This window comes from Bacillus cereus group sp. MS39, assembly GCF_040448665.1.
In the GTDB taxonomy this organism is placed as follows: Bacteria; Bacillota; Bacilli; order Bacillales; family Bacillaceae_G; genus Bacillus_A; species Bacillus_A wiedmannii.
In genome coordinates, this window is the sequence record NZ_CP123058.1 from 2,996,314 (window position 1) to 3,012,949 (window position 16,636).

Genomic DNA, 16,636 nt, shown 5'->3' on the forward strand with positions numbered 1-16,636 from the left:
CGGACAAGTTATTCTATACTTCGTTCAAAAAATAATTTAGGAGGTGCGAATTAATTGCCAATCATCCAACCATTTATGGCATCTAGAAGATTTACATCTACACTAGGAGCTGGAACAGGAACAGGTGCAGCTTTTGCAATTGCTGCTACAGCGTGTTTAAACGATGCTGGTACTACTGCAACTGCTTTTCCGACTTTTACGTATTACAACTTTTATGTAAACGGCATTCTTCAACCTAGTGTGAACTCCAGTATTACTACTGGACCTACTGGTGCTATTACAATTCCTGGCGGAGATGCATTAGACGGCGGAATTCCAATTACAATCGAATTTATCGTCACTTAGTTTAACTACTTTAATGTAGAACAAAAAGACAGATTCTTTTTATTTAAGAATCTGTCTTTTTTAATTAATAATGATGAATTGCAAAATAATTGAAGAACCTTGCGTTGGTGGTTGATTATCCAATAAAGTTAGCTGACCATTACTAACCTGATATAATGGTTGCGGTTGAAGTATTCCATTAATAAACAAATTAATATAGGAAACCTCATCAGGAGGTAATATGTGTGTTGTACCATATTGAGCTATCCCATCTGAATCTGTATATATAAGTTTTTCTCCATCTGAAAAAGTGTAAAATAATAAATTAGTTGTTGTTATTGGTCCAATAACTCCAGTTGGACCTGTTGTTCCCGTTGGACCTGTTACTCCCGTTGAACCTGTTGCTCCTGTTGAACCCGTTGGACCTGTTGGACCTGTTGCTCCTGTTGCTCCTGTTGCTCCTGTTGCTCCTGTTGCTCCTGTTGCTCCTGTTGCTCCTGTTGCTCCTGTTGCTCCTGTTGCTCCTGTTGTTCCCGTTGAACCTGTTACTCCCGTTGAACCTGTTGCTCCTGTTGAACCCGTTGGACCTGTTGTTCCTGTTGACCCTGTTGCTCCCGTTGAACCTGTTACTCCCGTTGAACCTGTTGAACCCGTTGACCCTGTTGCTCCTGTTGCTCCTGTTGCTCCTGTTGCTCCTGTTGTTCCTGTTGCTCCTGTTGCTCCTGTTGCTCCTGTTGTTCCCGTTGGACCTGTTGCTCCTGTTGGACCTGTTACTCCCGTTAGACCTGTTGCTCCTGTTGGACCTGTTACTCCCGTTGTTCCTGTTGCTCCCGTTGCTCCCGTTGCTCCTGTTGCTCCTGTTGCTCCCGTTGCTCCTGTTGCTCCTGTTGCTCCCGTTGCTCCTGTTGCTCCCGTTGGAATATAAATTGGGGGAAGAACTGGAAACGTAGGTCCAATGTTTTCAGGTTCTATCATAGCTTTATTTATTGATAATTTATTATCTCGCTTCACTTTAATACCTCGTTCCACATTTTTGTTTACTACTCAACAAATTAATACATCTATCATTTTAGAAGAATTCCATAACTACTTTTTTTCATTCTCAAATAATTTTTACATATAGTAAACTTTTTACCGTTGCTATAACTAGCAGTATTAATATAATAAAATGATAGTTCCATTTCAAAATACTAAATCGGTTACGTTCTAATTTAAAAATGAGGTGATTTATATTCAAGATAAGAATAAAGAAATGAAAAAAGAACTATTATCACTGGCACTTGAAATTATTCTTCCATACAGACTTACAGGTCCTACTGGGCCCACAGGCTTTACTGGACCCACAGGTATTACTGGACCTACAGGCTTTACTGGACCCACAGGTATTACTGGACCCATTATTACAACAAACTCTATGTTCGCTAATAATACATTAGGTGGTCCCATCTCAGTCATATTAGGTGGAACTAATATTCCACTTTCTAATAACCAAAGTCTCGGTAATTTTACAGTGAACGCTACAAATGATATATATACAATTCCTGTTACTGGAAGATATTATTTAACCTATCAAATTAATACAACAACTTCTCTACTTGCTGGTACAAGGCTACTATTAAACTCTTCGACTCCACTTCCCGGATCTATTTTTTCACCCACAATATCAACTTCAAATTATAATAATAATTTAATAACCAATTTAATTGCTGGTAATACAATTTCCCTTCAACTATTCGGCGTATTATCCGTAGTTAATTTAGTTGGAGGTGGTTCAACAGGTGCCTCTTTAACAATTATACGAATCGATTAATAAATGATTCATTCTTTTTTATAATAAACATTCTTAGCTGCTAAAGTAGTAATTATTACGTCATTCTTAAAGCTAATAATATTTCAATAATTTCACGACAGTGATTAAGCAATAAAAACAATTTGTACTATATTCATAGTAGTAACCATCTATACTAAATTTTTCGTATATACATTATCAATTTACACTTCTCCCTGCCAATGTTACATTGAATAAGAAGACAGTTTCCCAAAATGCGAACCATCTCAATACGTTTTTGAGAAACATACTCCAATCCTATACGCGAGAGCAATACTATGTTGACACTCAAACGAGTGTCTTTTTTTTATGAATTAATAAAATAAAACCATCTCTTATAGATGGTTTATTAACACACATTTCTTTATACTCTTAAAATAATTATAAGTTTATGCAGCTGGATAATAAATGGTCATACTTAACCGAGTTAGCGTACTTCCGGAATTATGATAAGAGTGCGGTCTATCCGCCTTAAAGCGAATTGCATCTCCGCTATTTAATGTATATTGACAATCATTTATTTCAATTATCAATTTCCCTTCAAACACCGTTATAAATTCTTCGGTCCCTTCTTTATGGCCTTCCGAACTTAATTTTCCTTCTGTTTCAATTTCAACCGTATAGATTTCAAAGTTCCTATCATCTTGAAAAGGAAAGGAAGGATACACTTTATATCTCCCATTGTCTTCTGATAATACTTGTACATCATTTCGTAAAACAACTTTCGTATCTGGTTGCGGATTATTGATTAAAGAAGTAAAAGACACTTTCAAACCATTAGCGATTTTCCATATCGTTGTTAATGTTGGACTTGACTCTCCTCGTTCAATTTGTCCAATCATCGTTTTACTCACACCTGTTAATTGAGAGACCTTTTCTAAACTCATTTTCTCTTTTTCACGTATTGTTTTTAAATTTTTTGCTAAAATAAGTTGAATTTCTTCCATAAGAAACACCCCTACACTATATACAATATAACGACCGTTATGTATAATAAAAAGCACACGTTATATTGTTCTTTTCGGTCATTATAACACACACTAAATAATTAGGGGGGATTAAAATGCCTATATTTTCTTTTTTGTTATTTGTTTTTATAAGTAGCTTCACACCCGGACCTAACAATTTTTTAGCTATGACATACGCCAATCAACACGGTTTAAAAAGGAGTATGCAATTTTGTTTTGGAGTAGCTTTCGGGTTTTTCATCCTCACTTCCTTATGTAGCTTCTTTAATATTGTACTAATTAATATCCTACCCATAATAGAATTCCCTTTAAAAATTTTAGGTGTAGCATATATGCTATATTTAGCTTTTAAAATGCTCACTAGTAAAACTAGTACCGATCCCGATGAAAAACATAATAAAAACTTATTCACAGTGGGGATTTTTCTTCAATTTGTTAATCCTAAAGGGATACTATTCGGGCTGACGGTAGTGTCAACTTTTATTCTCCCTTACTATAATTCATATTCAAGTTTTCTACTTTTCTCATTATTTCTAGGTGTAGTCGGGTTAATGAGTACATTTAGTTGGAGCTTATTTGGTTCCATGTTCCAAAAGCTTTTATTAAAGCATACGAAATCATTTAACATCATTATGGCTGTTTTATTAGTTTTCAGTGCTATTTCAATTGTAATCAATTAAATTCAAGTTCTAAATTTCTTTTCTTTTTAAAAGTATGTTTTAAAAAATATTGCTAAGATGCCCAATGAATCTCCCCCTTACATGCATTACTTATTTAATTTTAAGGCGGTAATCTTCTATATCTACTCTTATTCATACGAGATAAAATAAAAAGAGGATTACTCATTATAAGTAATCCTCTTTTTTGACTATTGATTTTTAAATATTCTGTTCCACTAAACTAAAATCGTTACTTAACTTCATACCAACAGCCTTTACGATCAAGGTAATCCGTCATTCCTTTAAGTTGCGCATCTGAAGTTGGTTCAGAGATAAAATATGTTAGACCATCAGATTGTAAGATGAAGTTAGCTGTCATTTTTAGTGACGTTAATGCCCCCATTACATCGTCTTCTGTGTTATAAACACAGATCGTTCTTTCCTTGAACTCCATCCCTAACATTCCATCATCACCTAAAAGCTTTACGTTACCCTCCATTCTTTTAACCTCACTTTCTTTTCAAAGGATTATTTTGTTCAGTTCCTTATAAAGTGTTAATATTCTTCATAAAGGAGGTCTACTAATGAAAAATTCCTGGAAGAAAGTTTCTTTAATTGCTTTCATAGTAATTGTCCTTTTAATAATTTTATATTTTGGCGGTATGTCACTTTTTTGGAATCAGCCCTGAATAAAACTCAATATTCCGTCAATACTGTAGACAACCCATTAAGTTACTTTCTCCTTGTTCCCCCTTGGAGAACCAGCCGGGCAGTTAGCTTTTGCTAGCTGCTCTTTTATTCTGTAATCCTCCAAATAATGTTCCTTCTTCAATTTGCTTGAGAAATTCATCATCAACAGCATTTTCTACATCTCTCATAAGTTTAATTAACACCTTATCATCTTCTTTACGGGCTATTTTATCTAAAGTGTCCCAATAAGCACCTTTTATTGAGCTATACATCTTGTACCATCTCCGTTTCAACTTTCCGTTTACAATTCTCAATCACTTTCTCTCTTAAATGCTCCGGTATGTCTTCAATCAACACATTCACATAACATCTCTTTTTGTGGATTTCCAAACTCTTATACAATTTCTCAATATTTTTACGCACCATATATTGTGCTTTAAGAAATGCTCTATTTGAACTAACTGGTGAATGAGAAACGATTTTACCAGTTACCATTTCAGTGATGACAAACATTCTCTTTGAAACGCTGTATCGCGAGAACAGATAAACACCTTCAATATTTCCGCAATACTCTTGTATCTCCACAAACACACCATCAACTGCCCCGAAAACAGCTTTATTAATAATCACACCAACCTCATACTTTTCACCTACATTCAATGGTCCTTGAATTGCATTAAAGTAACGATCTTCCTCATTAAACATATTTGCTACTATTCCTATGAATCTCATATCCATTCCCCTTTTCTACAAAATGAAATTTTTATACAAAAAACACTCAATTAAACAAACGTAACTTCAGATGATATATTGCATTCTTTTTAGGGTGGATAGTCGCTACAGAAGGGCGCTTTCCGAAGCGCTCTTTTTAATATCCCCTGCACTGAATAATTGTTGAATCATATATTAATTTCGAGAACACTCACAAGTCATAGGTTTACAATAGGTCTTGGTCAGAAGAGCACTTATATATGGTGCTCTTTTTGGTATGGAATGTGAAATAGAGACTTGCTCTTAAAACCTTTCATGTGATTTTTATGGTTTTTCCTTACACCCGTATGTCTGCTTGCTCATAAGTTGTTAAAGTATAAATAAAAATTGGCTAGTTATTTATAACGGAGGTGTAAAAATGAGTAAATTTAAAAAGAAATGTCACATCCCATTTCCATGCGCCTTTCCTTTGCCTCAAATCGGGTCTACTGGACCTTCGGGACCTACTGGAGCTACTGGACCTTCAGGTGGACCTCGGGGGCCTACCGGACCTTCTGGAATTCAAGGTAACCCGGGACCTACTGGTCCTCAAGGGATTTCTGGACCTCAAGGGATTCCTGGGATTTCTGGACCTCAAGGGATTCCTGGGATTTCTGGATCTATTGGTCCAACTGGACCTTCTGGAATTCAAGGTATCCAAGGCATCCAAGGCATTCCTGGCATTCAAGGTCCTATTGGACCCACTGGAATAACAGGGGTCACTGGAATTCAAGGGATTCAAGGCATTCAAGGGATTCCTGGCATTCCTGGTTCTGTAGGTCCAACTGGACCTTCTGGAGCTATTGGACCTATCGGCCCTTCCGGGGGACCGCCAGGACCAACGGGCCCGACTGGACCAACTGGGCTTCAAGGTATCCAAGGCATTCCTGGGCCTACTGGATTACCAGGAACCGCTGGAGCTACCGGACCTACTGGGCCTGCCGGTCTTACAGTATCTGGTTTATCTCAGTATGCTTATGTTTTCAATACAGCAGCTCAAGTTGTTGCCTTAGAAGCACCTATTCTTTTTAATTCACACGGTAGAATCACATCCGGTTTTACTCATACTCTTGGAACTTCTCAGATGACAGTTATTAATGCTGGAGATTATAAAATTTCTTTTTCTGTATCAGGAGTTGAACCTAATCAATTTGCCCTCTTTTTAAATGGGGCTCCCGTTACCAACTCCATTTATGGATCAGGTGCGGGTACTCAACAAAACAATGGGCAAACAATTCTCACTTTAGCAGCAGGTGATATTCTTACCCTTAATAATCATACTTCCGCTGCTGCGGTTACTTTGCAGACTTTGGCAGGTGGAACACAAACAAATGTAAATGCTTCAATTGTAATTGAAAAGTTAGATTAATTTAATCATTTGTTTCCTGAAACTCTGTCAGTAAATAACTTGGGTTGGATTCTTTTTTCAACAAACAGTTAGCATTTGCTAGCTTCTTTTTGTATGGAGTGGAAAATAAATTTTAAGTCTTATTTCTTTTCTACGTCATATATTTTTAACCTAAACATCCAGCTCAAAGTGTTACCTCCTAATTTAAAGAGCACTTATGCATGGTGCTCTTTTTTATTTTGTTTTCTTTCATTTCTCAACACTTCAGTTATGGAAATCGATTACCTTTTATGGTAATATATTGGTAATTTTACAAACTTCTATTGTTCCATTAAAAGGACCCGCACCCCTAATCAGGTCCTTTTTAATGTTTTCTACTTAAATAGCGTTTTTATATTAAATCTCGAACATTCCTAAAAAACATACAGTATCATGAGGTATTCTTTTTTATTTTTATTAAGGAGCGCTTTAAAAAGCGCTCTTTAGTTTTTAAATAAAGATTTTGTTTTACTTTTGCTAGCTACCCTTCCCTTGTATAAATGCACCTTTTTTTACATACCATATTAAAATCTAAATAATTCTCTTTTAGGACGGTACAAATATGAACAAGGCAGTAAAATACATTTTAATCTTCTTTTGTACGGTGTTTTATATTGTAATTATTGGCGGTATTGTCTATCAAAACTTTGTTCAAGAGCATTTTATTCCTCCAAGCAAGAAATCTAAGATTGAACATAAACATTCATAATTAGCTATAAGAAGCGCTCTACAAGGCGCTCTTTAACTTTAAAATAAGAATTTTGTTTAATTACTATTAACATTTTAGATTTCTTTGAATACATTAATATCAAAAGAAATTCTATATGGTGCTCTGGTCCAGTTACCTTGAATTTCTTGCAGACCTTGTGTGAAGAATCCGTTTATAACAAACGGGTTCTTTTATTTTGGGTTATAAAATAACTATTTTGTATAAATTTATCTTAATTCACATCAGATTTTCTTAACATTCGAATTAACAACTATATAATATAATTAAACTATTTGTATGAGGGGTGATTATTATGAACTGGAAACAAAAATACAATCCAAAGTATCTCTTTTACCGCATGTATAGTTATATTTATAAAGCCCTTGATGATATATCATGGTCCTTAAAATAATTTAGATTGTTATGAGTACACATTTTTTGTGTGCTCTTTTCATATTCCTATAAAATAACGCTCTCATTTTAAAGTTATATTGTTATTAAATTATCTATTCTACTCCTCTTCTCTTGTTCATATGCCAGGTTCTTTATTCATGAACTAAAAATAATTGACATTACTGAATGGAGGTTAACTATGTCTTTTGCAAATATTATTAAATACGGACGCGTTCCTCACTTTAATTCTAACTTTCCTTTGATTTTATTTTGGAGTCAGAAAAGTGGCTGTACTTCTCTTGCACATTGGTTTTTTTATCAAATAAATTTATTTAAACAAGCCATAAAATACGATTCCTTCATCCATAATTATGAAAATGAAATATACAAAAACTCCTCGGACTACTTTATTGAACTAGCTGCGGCTTTATATACAAACGGAAAAGATACCTATAAATTAGTGAGAAACCCCTATACAAGAGCTGTAAGTTCATTCTTCTCACTAATTGCCCCGCCTCACATAGAAAATCCAGCATGGAATCCTATTCGGAATTTTTATTATGGTAATGAATTTTGTAATAAGCCTATTTCATTTAAAATCTTTCTCTACTATTTAAAAGCGCAAATGAAAGATTTAGAACAAGTAGATCCACATTTAATGCAGCAATATGAACCAGCTGAGGAAGAATTTGTTACAAAGTATATCTACCTTGAAAATTTCTCTACTGAAATTGCGCACTTAGAACAAACATATCAATTAAAAACTTCTCCTTTACACATACTAACCAAATCATGGCATCATCAGAAGGACAGAGCGATTTTTAGAGGTGATTTTGCAGATGCTGATATTACCGATCCTTTATTCCCACGCCTCCCAACATACGATAGTTTTTATGACCATGAAACTATCCAATTAGTACAGGATATTTTTAATAAAGATTTTAGCACGTACAATTACCCATTAACTCCTTTAAAAAATAAGTGATTTTCTAATTGTAGTCTCATATATTATAGAGAAACTTAAATTCACCTATTTAAGTTTCCTCATAAAACTCTCGTAGTAAGTTGGGGCACTGGAAACAGTGTCTTTTTTAATAAAATTCAAATTGTATTATTTATTAAATCATTAAAACGTATAAATATAACGTGAAACACTCATTAAGGTTGTCTTCGTTCGCTCTATTTGTTCCACTGCCGTTGTATAATCAAAGTTCAATTATTTCACTATTAAATACAAAAAATTCGATTTCATAGTTTACGTCATACTCATGCAACACTTTTTTGGAACAATTTGTACATCCAAAAATTACAAGTAAAAGATTGGGTCATAAAGTTTTTTTCATAACTTTACGCATGTTTTACCTTGGATGCAAGAATACGCAGTTAAAACATTTAGTAAACAACTATTTGAATAATAATGTTTATAAATATAAAAATGCGGTTTCTCCTCCCTGGAGAAACCGCACCATATTAAAGTTTTTATTAAATTTTAAACTGACTCGTATACAGATCAAAGTAAAACCCTCTATCTTCCATAAGAGATTCATGATTCCCTCTTTCCAAAATACTTCCATCTTTTATAACAAGGATTTGATCTGCTTTTTCAATCGTTTTCAGTCGATGAGCAATTACAAAACTTGTTCGACCTTTCATTAAATTATTTAGTCCTTTTTGAATTTGCAATTCTGTTCTCGTATCAATATTTGATGTTGCTTCGTCGAGAATTAATATATCTGCATCTGCTAAAATCGCCCGCGCAATCGCAAGAAGTTGTTTTTGTCCTTGACTTAAATTCGATCCTTCTGAAGCAATTTTTGTTTCATATTGATTCGGTAAATGTTTAATAAAAGAATGCGCAGATGCTGCCTTAGCTGCATTGATTACTTCATCATCACTAGCATCTAATCGACCATAACGAATATTATCCATAATCGTCCCAGCAAATAAGTACGTATCTTGTAAAACTACTCCTATTTTACTTCGTAACGAATTAATATCATAATCTTTTATATCTTTTCCATCGATATGAATTTGCCCTTGCTGTATATCGTAAAAGCGAGTTAGCAAATTAATGATTGTTGTTTTGCCCGATCCAGTTGGACCAACTAAAGCAATTGTCTCCCCTGGCTGTGCCTTAAGACTCACTTCTTTTAAAATCGTTTTATTTTCCTCATAACCAAATGAAACATTCTCGAGTGCAACATGCCCTTGTAAATTTTGTACAATGCATGCATCTTTTTTATTTTGAATTTCTGGTACTTCATCCATAATTTCAAAGACACGTTCTCCACCAGCAACTGCCGCTTGAATTGTATTCATTAAAGTTGCGAATTGACTTAGTGGTCTTGAGAATTGACGAGAATAATTAATAAAAGCCGCAATGACACCTACTGTTGTCATTCCATTTAAAACCATAACTGAACCTGTCCCAATTACAAGCCCCATACCTAAGTTATTTATAAAGTTCATACTTGGAAAAATAAAAGCTGAAAATGTATCCGCCTTCGTAGCAGACATTCTGAGTTGTTCATTAATTTTATTAAAATTTTGTACGGTTTCTTTTTCTTTCCCGTATAACGTTGTAACATCCGCTCCAGTTATAGCTTCTTCAATAAAACCATTTAATTCTCCTAAATCTTTTTGACGCTTTGCAAAGTTTTTACCACTATAAGTAACTAGTTTTTTTGTAACGAAAAACATAATAGGTACTGTAATTAAAGTAACAATCGCTAAAATCCAATCTAATGCGAACATCGCAATCGTTACACCTATAAAGGTTAATGCTGATGAAATAATTTGTACAACACTTTGCGTCAACGCTTGATTCAAATTATCTATATCATTTGTAACACGGCTCATTAAATCCCCTTGAGAACGTACATCAAAGAACCGTAAAGAAAGCGTTTGGATTTTCTCAAAAATATCTTGTCGTATTTTTTGTATTGTTTTTAATGCAACGTTAACCATGACAAATGTTTGTAGCCAAGTTAACAATACTGTTACACCGTAAATCGCGATAAGTAACAAACACATTCTCGCCGTACCGCTTAAATCTTTCGGTACAATATATTGATCGATAATTACTCCCATTAAATAAGGACCTAATAACCCAAGTAATGTCGTAACAAATACTAAAAATATAACGAACGTAAGAGCAACCTTTTGATACCCCATATAGTTCCATACTCGCAATACAGTTCCTTTAGTGTTTCTAGCTTCACCCATTTTAGGCGCGTTACGCCCACCTTTATTAGCAAATTGCCCTTGAAAATTACGCATGTTCTTTCCCACCTTCTTTATGTAAATTGCCACCTTGGGAAAGATAGATTTCTTGATATACCTCACATCGTTCTAACAATTCTTCATGTGTACCATCACCAACTAATTCACCGTTATCTAAAACAAGAATTTTATCAGCATCTATTATAGATGAGATTTTAGAGGCAATTAATAATGTTGTTGTTCCTTTATATTCTGTTCTTAATGCCGATTGAATGTTAGATTCTGATTTCGCATCAACTGCTGATGTAGAATCATCTAATATAAGAATGGATGGCCTTCTCACAAGTGCCCTTGCAATTGATACACGTTGTTTTTGTCCACCTGATAAATTCGTCGCACCTTGTGTTAAATGATATTGATATGAATCTTCCAACTTGTTAATAAACTCAGTCGCACAAGCTGATGAAGCCGCTACTTCCAGTTCGTCATTCGTTGCATCTTCTTTACCATAACGTAAGTTCTCTTCTATGCTACCTGAAAACAATAATGCCTTTTGAGGTACAAACCCGATTGAAGCACGAAGTTTTTGTAAATCGTATGCTCTAACATTTATTCCATCAATGCATACTTCCCCTTGATCAACATCGTATAAACGCGGTAACAGTTTTGCTAAAGTAGATTTACCACTTCCTGTAGAACCGATAATTCCTACTTTTTCACCTTTACATATGTTAAATGAAATATCTTTTAAAACATATTCATTATTTTTCGTGTAACTATAACTAACATTTTTAAAGTCAATTTGTCCCTCGATTTGCTTAGGTGCAACCGCATTTGTTTCCGTCGTAATATCAACTTCAGTATTTAAAACTTGCTGTACACGATCCGCAGATGGAAATGCTCGCGCGATTTGCATAAATACCATACTTATAGACATAAGTGACATTAAAATAATATTCAAATAGTTTATAAACGCTAAAATAGCTCCTACTTGAAGCGTTCCATCAAATACTTTTTCTCCACCAATCCATAATGTTGCGACAATCCCGCCGCTTACAACTAACATAATGATTGGCATCATTATGGAAATAAGCTGCACCGCTCGAATATTTATCTTTGTTAAATTTGTATTAACATTTCCAAACTGAGTAATTTCATATTTTTGTCTTACATACGCTTTAATAACACGTACTCCAGATAAATTTTCTTGTAGCTTTGTATTCACTTTATCTAATGCTTCTTGCACTTTTTTGAACGTTCCGCTCGCTTTACTTGCAATGAATATAATCGCAAGTAATAAAATTGGAACAACTACAAGTAATATAGGAAATAACTCGCGTGCTGTTACAAAAACAATTATTATACTTCCGATAAATAACAAAGGACCACGAACAAGTACACGTAATGTCATCGTCATCGCCGATTGAATAGAAGTAATATCATTTGTCACAATCGTTAATAATTTCCCAGTTCCAAATGAATCACGATTTTCACTAGAAAATGTTTCTACTTTCGCAAATACATCTTTTCGTATGTCTGTAGCGAAATTAACAGCTGCTTTTGTAGAATACATCATACACCCAAGTCCTCCAACTAAACCGAGTGCTGCAGCTCCTATCATAAGAAGCCCCATTTTTATTACATAATTCAAATCACGATTTGCTATCCCAACATCAATAATATGTTGCATAATAGTTGGTTGAATTAAGTCCATCGCAACCTCAAGTACCATAAATAGTGGTCCAATAATCGCGAAGAACATGTATGGTTTTAAATAATGTAATAATTTGCGAAATGATTTCATACTTAATCTCCTTTTTCCTATGAAATTACCATTTAATAATTCATACCCTCCTTACTTAAGCCATATAATTTTTGATTTTCCCAGTATTTCTATTATATTATGCAAATTAATATTTAACATTATTAAATGATAAGCATTAATGACTTTCCGGTCAATAAATGTGCTTTATATTACGCAAATAGAAAAACCGTATTCTTAAGTAGAAAGAATACGGTTTTTAATCTATATCTCTTCAATTGTAAAATCTAAAAACTCAGTCTCAAATCCATTGTTTTTAGAAGGACTACACGTATAAAAACCTATTTTAACAGGCGCATTCCCTATATCCTCCATCAAATGAGCAATTCTTATTTGTTCCCATTGACAGCTATTTTTTACATATATTATATAATTGCCACGTTTACGAACAATTCGAAAATGAAGTTGTTGGGTAGCTAATTCTGTTGGAAAGTCTTGTGTTGACCAATCAGAATATCCATTATTCGTTACGACAGCTCCTAAATGAGAAGGGCCATCTGGAATATACTCTAATGAAGTTTTCAACCAACATTTTTCCGAAATCATAACAAAAAGACCTGCTTGATCGTATTTTGAATTTGGATCCATACACAATTGAACTTCAGCTTGAAAGTCTGTCATCATTTCATTATAAAATACATGACCATTCATTACTTCAAAACCATAATGTGTTTTAAGCCAGAAATCTGTTTCTGCTTTCGAACGGACAATAAACGACCGGTTGTCATTAATTTTATAATATTCAGGGACATTCATTATAGTGAGCTGCTCAACATGTTTAGGTATATACGATATATTCATAGTTCCTCCATAATAAAGCCTTTATACAAACCTTTAAAACTCCGCTAATACAGGGAATTTATAACCTTTAAAATCTAACTCTTTATTACTTCGAACCATTAAATACTTATTAGACTGTAATTCTGTAAATTGTACATCCTCAATCCCTAATTGATCTGGTGAGAAGTAAAATTCGATTTCTGTAAATCTTTCAGCGATTTCTCCGCATATTTCATCTAAAACTGGAATTACTGGTGCAAATACTCCATATAATTTCAACTTTTCATTATCTACTTCATACACAATTAGAGCATCTATTTTCTCTGAATAATACAATTTCTCATTCCATCCCGAATCATACATATTCAAATAAAACGAAGGACTGAAGTTTAATGTTGAAAAATTATTTGAAAGTCTTTGGCTACTATCAATAGTTTCATGTATTAACTTTCTATCCTCTTCCATATAATAATCTAACTTTCTAAGTAAGGAGTCATTATTATTCTTTTTATCATATAGAATAGTCATCAAATACTCCTGCACAACTTTAAACCCAAATGATGCATATAGTTCAGGTTTTTCCGTAAATAATAATGTACATTCACATTTCTTATCAATTTCTTCTATCATTTTACTTATTAATTGTGTCATGAGTCCTTGTCTACGAAAATCAGGGTGAGTCATTACCGTTTGAATGCCGGCTGCATTTATTCTTTCACCATTTACTAGCAATGGTAGCGAAAATACCGCAACATTTGCAATCGCTTTATCGTCATGTAAAAATGATAAAGCTTTGTATGTATCATCCCAATAACCTCTTTCTGAAAAATCATTCAATGTTTGAATTGTAATTCCAAACACTTCTTCAAATAAAGGAAATAACTTCTCTCTTTTCGGTTCTTCTAAAAGAAATTTTTCAAAAATTTCAACATTCCCCATGTTGTCCCTCCATACGTTAATTCCATCAAATTAGATTTAGTTATATAACCTGCTCTTAATGTAATAGGTCTTACCAATCAATATACTATCATAAAATATAAAAAAAGAGTCTAATTAATTTTATGTTTTGACTATTCGAAAATAAGTCGAATAAAACGATATTAAGATTTTTGAATATTAATAAGTTTATTATATAAAAATAGTGCTTTCTACTTCGTTTTTACTCATAGAAATGCACCATTTATAAAAAAATATTTTTTATTATTTTTTTCCTTCTAGTCTCTCCCTCGTATTAATTTCTTCTCCTCTCATTCGCTTTTCAAATGTATTTCTCCAACTTGTAGAAAGTGCATGTACTTCTAAGATCCTTTTTAGCCCTTCCATATTTTGTTTTTCCTTATGCATAATACGATTAGCAAATGCTACTGTAACACCTTTTGGATCAGACTTTATTAACTTTAACGTATCAACAGGTGATACCCATCCTTCTTTTAATACACGAAAATAAAATCCTGTATATCCTGTTTCTTGAAAATAAAGTGGTAACTTTGGAATATTGTATTTCTTAGCTAATTTAAAACAAGGTTGTCTTGGCTGTGTTACTTGTACAATTGCTTCTCCAATTTGAAATGTATCACCAATACAAACATCCTCTTCACACAGACAATTAATTGTTATATTTTCTCCGAATGCTCCATATACAAGGGCCTGATTCAACTCTTTTTCCCAGTATCTATAATGTTCTCCAGAATACACACAAACTGCTTTATCTACTCCACCATGATGAACTAAGTCCGCTTGCCCATCTCCATTAAATTTTAAAAAGGATAAAAACACCGGTTCCCTTACTTGCTTCTTATTTATACCTGTATGAATTACCTTTCCGCCGTATGTAACCTCTTTTGGTAACCCTATATTTAAAGATAGTACCTCATATACTTTATTCATCTTAATCGCTCCTCTTACTTACCCCACAATTTTTCAATAGATTAATTTATACTTTCAAACTCTCTGTCTATTTTTCATTTAAAATGACAAAAGGTCAGCAAATGTAATAACCACTCAAATATCCTTGCTCCGATACTTATCTATCCTTACTTCAAAAACTTTTCAATCCCTCTCTAATAAAGTGATTATAAGCTCAACAAAATCATTGTTCAATCCAATTATTTATATAATAATGATAGGTATAACCTATCATTAAACTTGAGGTGATTCCAATCGAATTAAGACAACTTGAATATTTTTTAGCTGTTTCAAAAGAATTGCATTTCACAAAAGCAGCTGAGAAACTAAATATTTCACAACCTTCTCTAAGTCAGCAAATACGTGCATTAGAACATGAAGTAGGAATGCCGCTTTTCGATCGCATTGGTAAAAAAATATCTTTAACTGATGCAGGAAGGATTTTATTATTACATAGTAAAACCATTTTTCATGAAGTCGAACAAGCTCGTTCTGCAATTCAAGATCTAAACGGATTACAGCAAGGTTCCTTAACAATAGGCTCTTTGTTAACCGTCGTAAATTATTTACTACCACCAGCTATATTAAATTTTAATCATTCATATCCCAATATAGAGCTTTCTGTATTAGGGCTTCGTACAGGAAATATTCGTGAAAAATTATTACAAAACGAACTAGATATTGGCATTACATTTCTCCCGGTGCAAGATAAGGAGATTATTTCTATCCCTCTATACAAAAGTGAACTTACATTAGTCGTACCAACCGATCATCCATTAGCTGAACGTAATCATGTATCTATTGCTGAATTACAGAACTACCCTTTAATTCTTTTACCTAAAAATTTCTTTTTAACCGAACTAATTACATCTCATTGTCAAAAATTTAACTTTAAACCAAAACCAATTTTAGAAATTAGTACGATGGAATCTTTAATCCAAATGGTTTCAAAAGGAATGGGAATTACAGTGTTACCAAAACCGTATATAGACTTTTTACAAAATAAAAACATTCAAGCAATTAAAATAGAAAATCCTACCCCAACAATAGAAATTGGGCTTATTTATAGAAAAGATAAATATATGTGTGCTGCAACTCGAGAATTTATTGAACAACTAAAAAGAACAGTACGTTCTTTACAAAGCTAAACGAACAAAAGAGATTATCCTATAAAACCGTTTCACAACGCTCTAGTAGAA

16 protein-coding genes and 1 pseudogene are annotated in these 16,636 nt (G+C 33.4%); 7 read left to right on the top strand and 10 right to left on the bottom strand.

The window, feature by feature from the left end; all coding sequences use genetic code 11:
• Positions 1-54 precede the first annotated feature (54 nt).
• Positions 55-345, top strand: a complete 291-nt coding sequence (locus tag QEP67_RS15750) for a DUF4183 domain-containing protein (protein WP_001121646.1) — start codon at positions 55-57, stop codon at positions 343-345.
• A gap of 60 nt (positions 346-405) precedes the next feature.
• Here QEP67_RS15750 and QEP67_RS15755 read toward each other — a convergent pair whose 3' ends face one another.
• Positions 406-1,335: a DUF4183 domain-containing protein gene (locus tag QEP67_RS15755; RefSeq protein WP_353706311.1), complete on the bottom strand. Its 930-nt coding sequence runs from the start codon at positions 1,333-1,335 to the stop codon at positions 406-408.
• 211 nt (positions 1,336-1,546) lie between these two features.
• On the opposite strand from QEP67_RS15755, the gene QEP67_RS15760 reads away from it, so the two are divergent.
• Positions 1,547-2,134 carry a collagen-like protein gene (locus QEP67_RS15760; protein WP_071742585.1) on the top strand — a complete coding sequence of 196 codons (588 nt, stop codon included), beginning with the start codon at positions 1,547-1,549 and terminating at the stop codon, positions 2,132-2,134.
• 407 nt (positions 2,135-2,541) lie between these two features.
• Here QEP67_RS15760 and QEP67_RS15765 read toward each other — a convergent pair whose 3' ends face one another.
• The gene (locus QEP67_RS15765) at positions 2,542-3,156 is read right to left on the bottom strand and encodes an XRE family transcriptional regulator (RefSeq protein ID WP_074651067.1); all 615 of its coding nucleotides are present in this window, start codon (positions 3,154-3,156) and stop codon (positions 2,542-2,544) included.
• 59 nt (positions 3,157-3,215) lie between these two features.
• Between QEP67_RS15765 and QEP67_RS15770 the strand changes: the two genes are divergently transcribed.
• Positions 3,216-3,800 carry a LysE family transporter gene (locus QEP67_RS15770; protein ID WP_353706312.1) on the top strand — a complete coding sequence of 195 codons (585 nt, stop codon included), beginning with the start codon at positions 3,216-3,218 and terminating at the stop codon, positions 3,798-3,800.
• Between the two features lie 229 nt (positions 3,801-4,029).
• Here the strand turns inward: QEP67_RS15770 and QEP67_RS15775 are convergent.
• The 3 genes and pseudogenes from QEP67_RS15775 to QEP67_RS15785 all read right to left on the bottom strand — a co-directional run.
• A pseudogene (locus QEP67_RS15775) lies at positions 4,030-4,188 on the bottom strand (N-acetylmuramoyl-L-alanine amidase C-terminal domain-containing protein); the annotation flags it as partial.
• 364 nt (positions 4,189-4,552) lie between these two features.
• The gene (locus QEP67_RS15780; protein WP_000287392.1) at positions 4,553-4,741 is read right to left on the bottom strand and encodes a hypothetical protein; all 189 of its coding nucleotides are present in this window, start codon (positions 4,739-4,741) and stop codon (positions 4,553-4,555) included.
• Entirely contained in the window at positions 4,734-5,201 is a 468-nt protein-coding gene (locus QEP67_RS15785) for a hypothetical protein (RefSeq protein WP_001210994.1), read from the bottom strand. Before QEP67_RS15785 ends, QEP67_RS15780 begins: the two co-directional genes overlap by 8 nt.
• Before the next feature lie 397 nt (positions 5,202-5,598).
• Here QEP67_RS15785 and QEP67_RS15790 point away from each other — a divergent pair, with 397 nt between their 5' ends.
• The 3 genes from QEP67_RS15790 (at position 5,599) to QEP67_RS15800 (ending at position 8,693) form a co-directional block, all read left to right on the top strand.
• Positions 5,599-6,588 carry a collagen-like protein gene (locus QEP67_RS15790; protein WP_353706313.1) on the top strand — a complete coding sequence of 330 codons (990 nt, stop codon included), beginning with the start codon at positions 5,599-5,601 and terminating at the stop codon, positions 6,586-6,588.
• A 580-nt stretch (positions 6,589-7,168) separates the two neighbouring features.
• Positions 7,169-7,315: a hypothetical protein gene (locus tag QEP67_RS15795; RefSeq protein WP_001030513.1), complete on the top strand. Its 147-nt coding sequence runs from the start codon at positions 7,169-7,171 to the stop codon at positions 7,313-7,315.
• A 592-nt stretch (positions 7,316-7,907) separates the two neighbouring features.
• Positions 7,908-8,693: a sulfotransferase family 2 domain-containing protein gene (locus tag QEP67_RS15800; RefSeq protein ID WP_000006504.1), complete on the top strand. Its 786-nt coding sequence runs from the start codon at positions 7,908-7,910 to the stop codon at positions 8,691-8,693.
• Positions 8,694-9,190: 497 nt separating this feature from the next.
• On the opposite strand, the gene QEP67_RS15805 is transcribed toward QEP67_RS15800, so the two are convergent.
• The 5 genes from QEP67_RS15805 to QEP67_RS15825 all read right to left on the bottom strand — a co-directional run bounded on the left by QEP67_RS15805 (position 9,191) and on the right by QEP67_RS15825 (position 15,419).
• Entirely contained in the window at positions 9,191-10,987 is a 1,797-nt protein-coding gene (locus QEP67_RS15805) for an ABC transporter ATP-binding protein (protein WP_071742591.1), read from the bottom strand.
• On the bottom strand, positions 10,980-12,734 hold the full coding sequence (locus QEP67_RS15810) for an ABC transporter ATP-binding protein (protein ID WP_353706314.1): 1,755 nt from the start codon (positions 12,732-12,734) through the stop codon (positions 10,980-10,982). Before QEP67_RS15810 ends, QEP67_RS15805 begins: the two co-directional genes overlap by 8 nt.
• A 222-nt stretch (positions 12,735-12,956) precedes the next feature.
• Positions 12,957-13,553: a DUF1349 domain-containing protein gene (locus tag QEP67_RS15815; protein WP_061672982.1), complete on the bottom strand. Its 597-nt coding sequence runs from the start codon at positions 13,551-13,553 to the stop codon at positions 12,957-12,959.
• Positions 13,554-13,586: 33 nt separating this feature from the next.
• Positions 13,587-14,471 carry a GNAT family N-acetyltransferase gene (locus QEP67_RS15820; RefSeq protein ID WP_353706315.1) on the bottom strand — a complete coding sequence of 295 codons (885 nt, stop codon included), beginning with the start codon at positions 14,469-14,471 and terminating at the stop codon, positions 13,587-13,589.
• 261 nt (positions 14,472-14,732) lie between these two features.
• On the bottom strand, positions 14,733-15,419 hold the full coding sequence (locus QEP67_RS15825) for an MOSC domain-containing protein (RefSeq protein WP_001045580.1): 687 nt from the start codon (positions 15,417-15,419) through the stop codon (positions 14,733-14,735).
• Positions 15,420-15,682: 263 nt separating this feature from the next.
• Between QEP67_RS15825 and QEP67_RS15830 the strand changes: the two genes are divergently transcribed.
• Positions 15,683-16,585 carry a LysR substrate-binding domain-containing protein gene (locus tag QEP67_RS15830; RefSeq protein ID WP_000612230.1) on the top strand — a complete coding sequence of 301 codons (903 nt, stop codon included), beginning with the start codon at positions 15,683-15,685 and terminating at the stop codon, positions 16,583-16,585.
• Positions 16,586-16,636: the final 51 nt, after the last annotated feature.

Coding starts and splice junctions, on each gene's coding strand:
- QEP67_RS15785 (WP_001210994.1), bottom strand. CDS start 5,201: ATGAGATTCATAGGAATAGTAGCAAATATGTTTAATGAGGAAGATCGT.
- QEP67_RS15815 (WP_061672982.1), bottom strand. CDS start 13,553: ATGAATATATCGTATATACCTAAACATGTTGAGCAGCTCACTATAATG.
- QEP67_RS15820 (WP_353706315.1), bottom strand. CDS start 14,471: ATGGGGAATGTTGAAATTTTTGAAAAATTTCTTTTAGAAGAACCGAAA.
- QEP67_RS15805 (WP_071742591.1), bottom strand. CDS start 10,987: ATGCGTAATTTTCAAGGGCAATTTGCTAATAAAGGTGGGCGTAACGCG.
- QEP67_RS15825 (WP_001045580.1), bottom strand. CDS start 15,419: ATGAATAAAGTATATGAGGTACTATCTTTAAATATAGGGTTACCAAAA.
- QEP67_RS15800 (WP_000006504.1), top strand. CDS start 7,908: ATGTCTTTTGCAAATATTATTAAATACGGACGCGTTCCTCACTTTAAT.
- QEP67_RS15795 (WP_001030513.1), top strand. CDS start 7,169: ATGAACAAGGCAGTAAAATACATTTTAATCTTCTTTTGTACGGTGTTT.
- QEP67_RS15790 (WP_353706313.1), top strand. CDS start 5,599: ATGAGTAAATTTAAAAAGAAATGTCACATCCCATTTCCATGCGCCTTT.
- QEP67_RS15780 (WP_000287392.1), bottom strand. CDS start 4,741: ATGTATAGCTCAATAAAAGGTGCTTATTGGGACACTTTAGATAAAATA.
- QEP67_RS15770 (WP_353706312.1), top strand. CDS start 3,216: ATGCCTATATTTTCTTTTTTGTTATTTGTTTTTATAAGTAGCTTCACA.
- QEP67_RS15810 (WP_353706314.1), bottom strand. CDS start 12,734: ATGAAATCATTTCGCAAATTATTACATTATTTAAAACCATACATGTTC.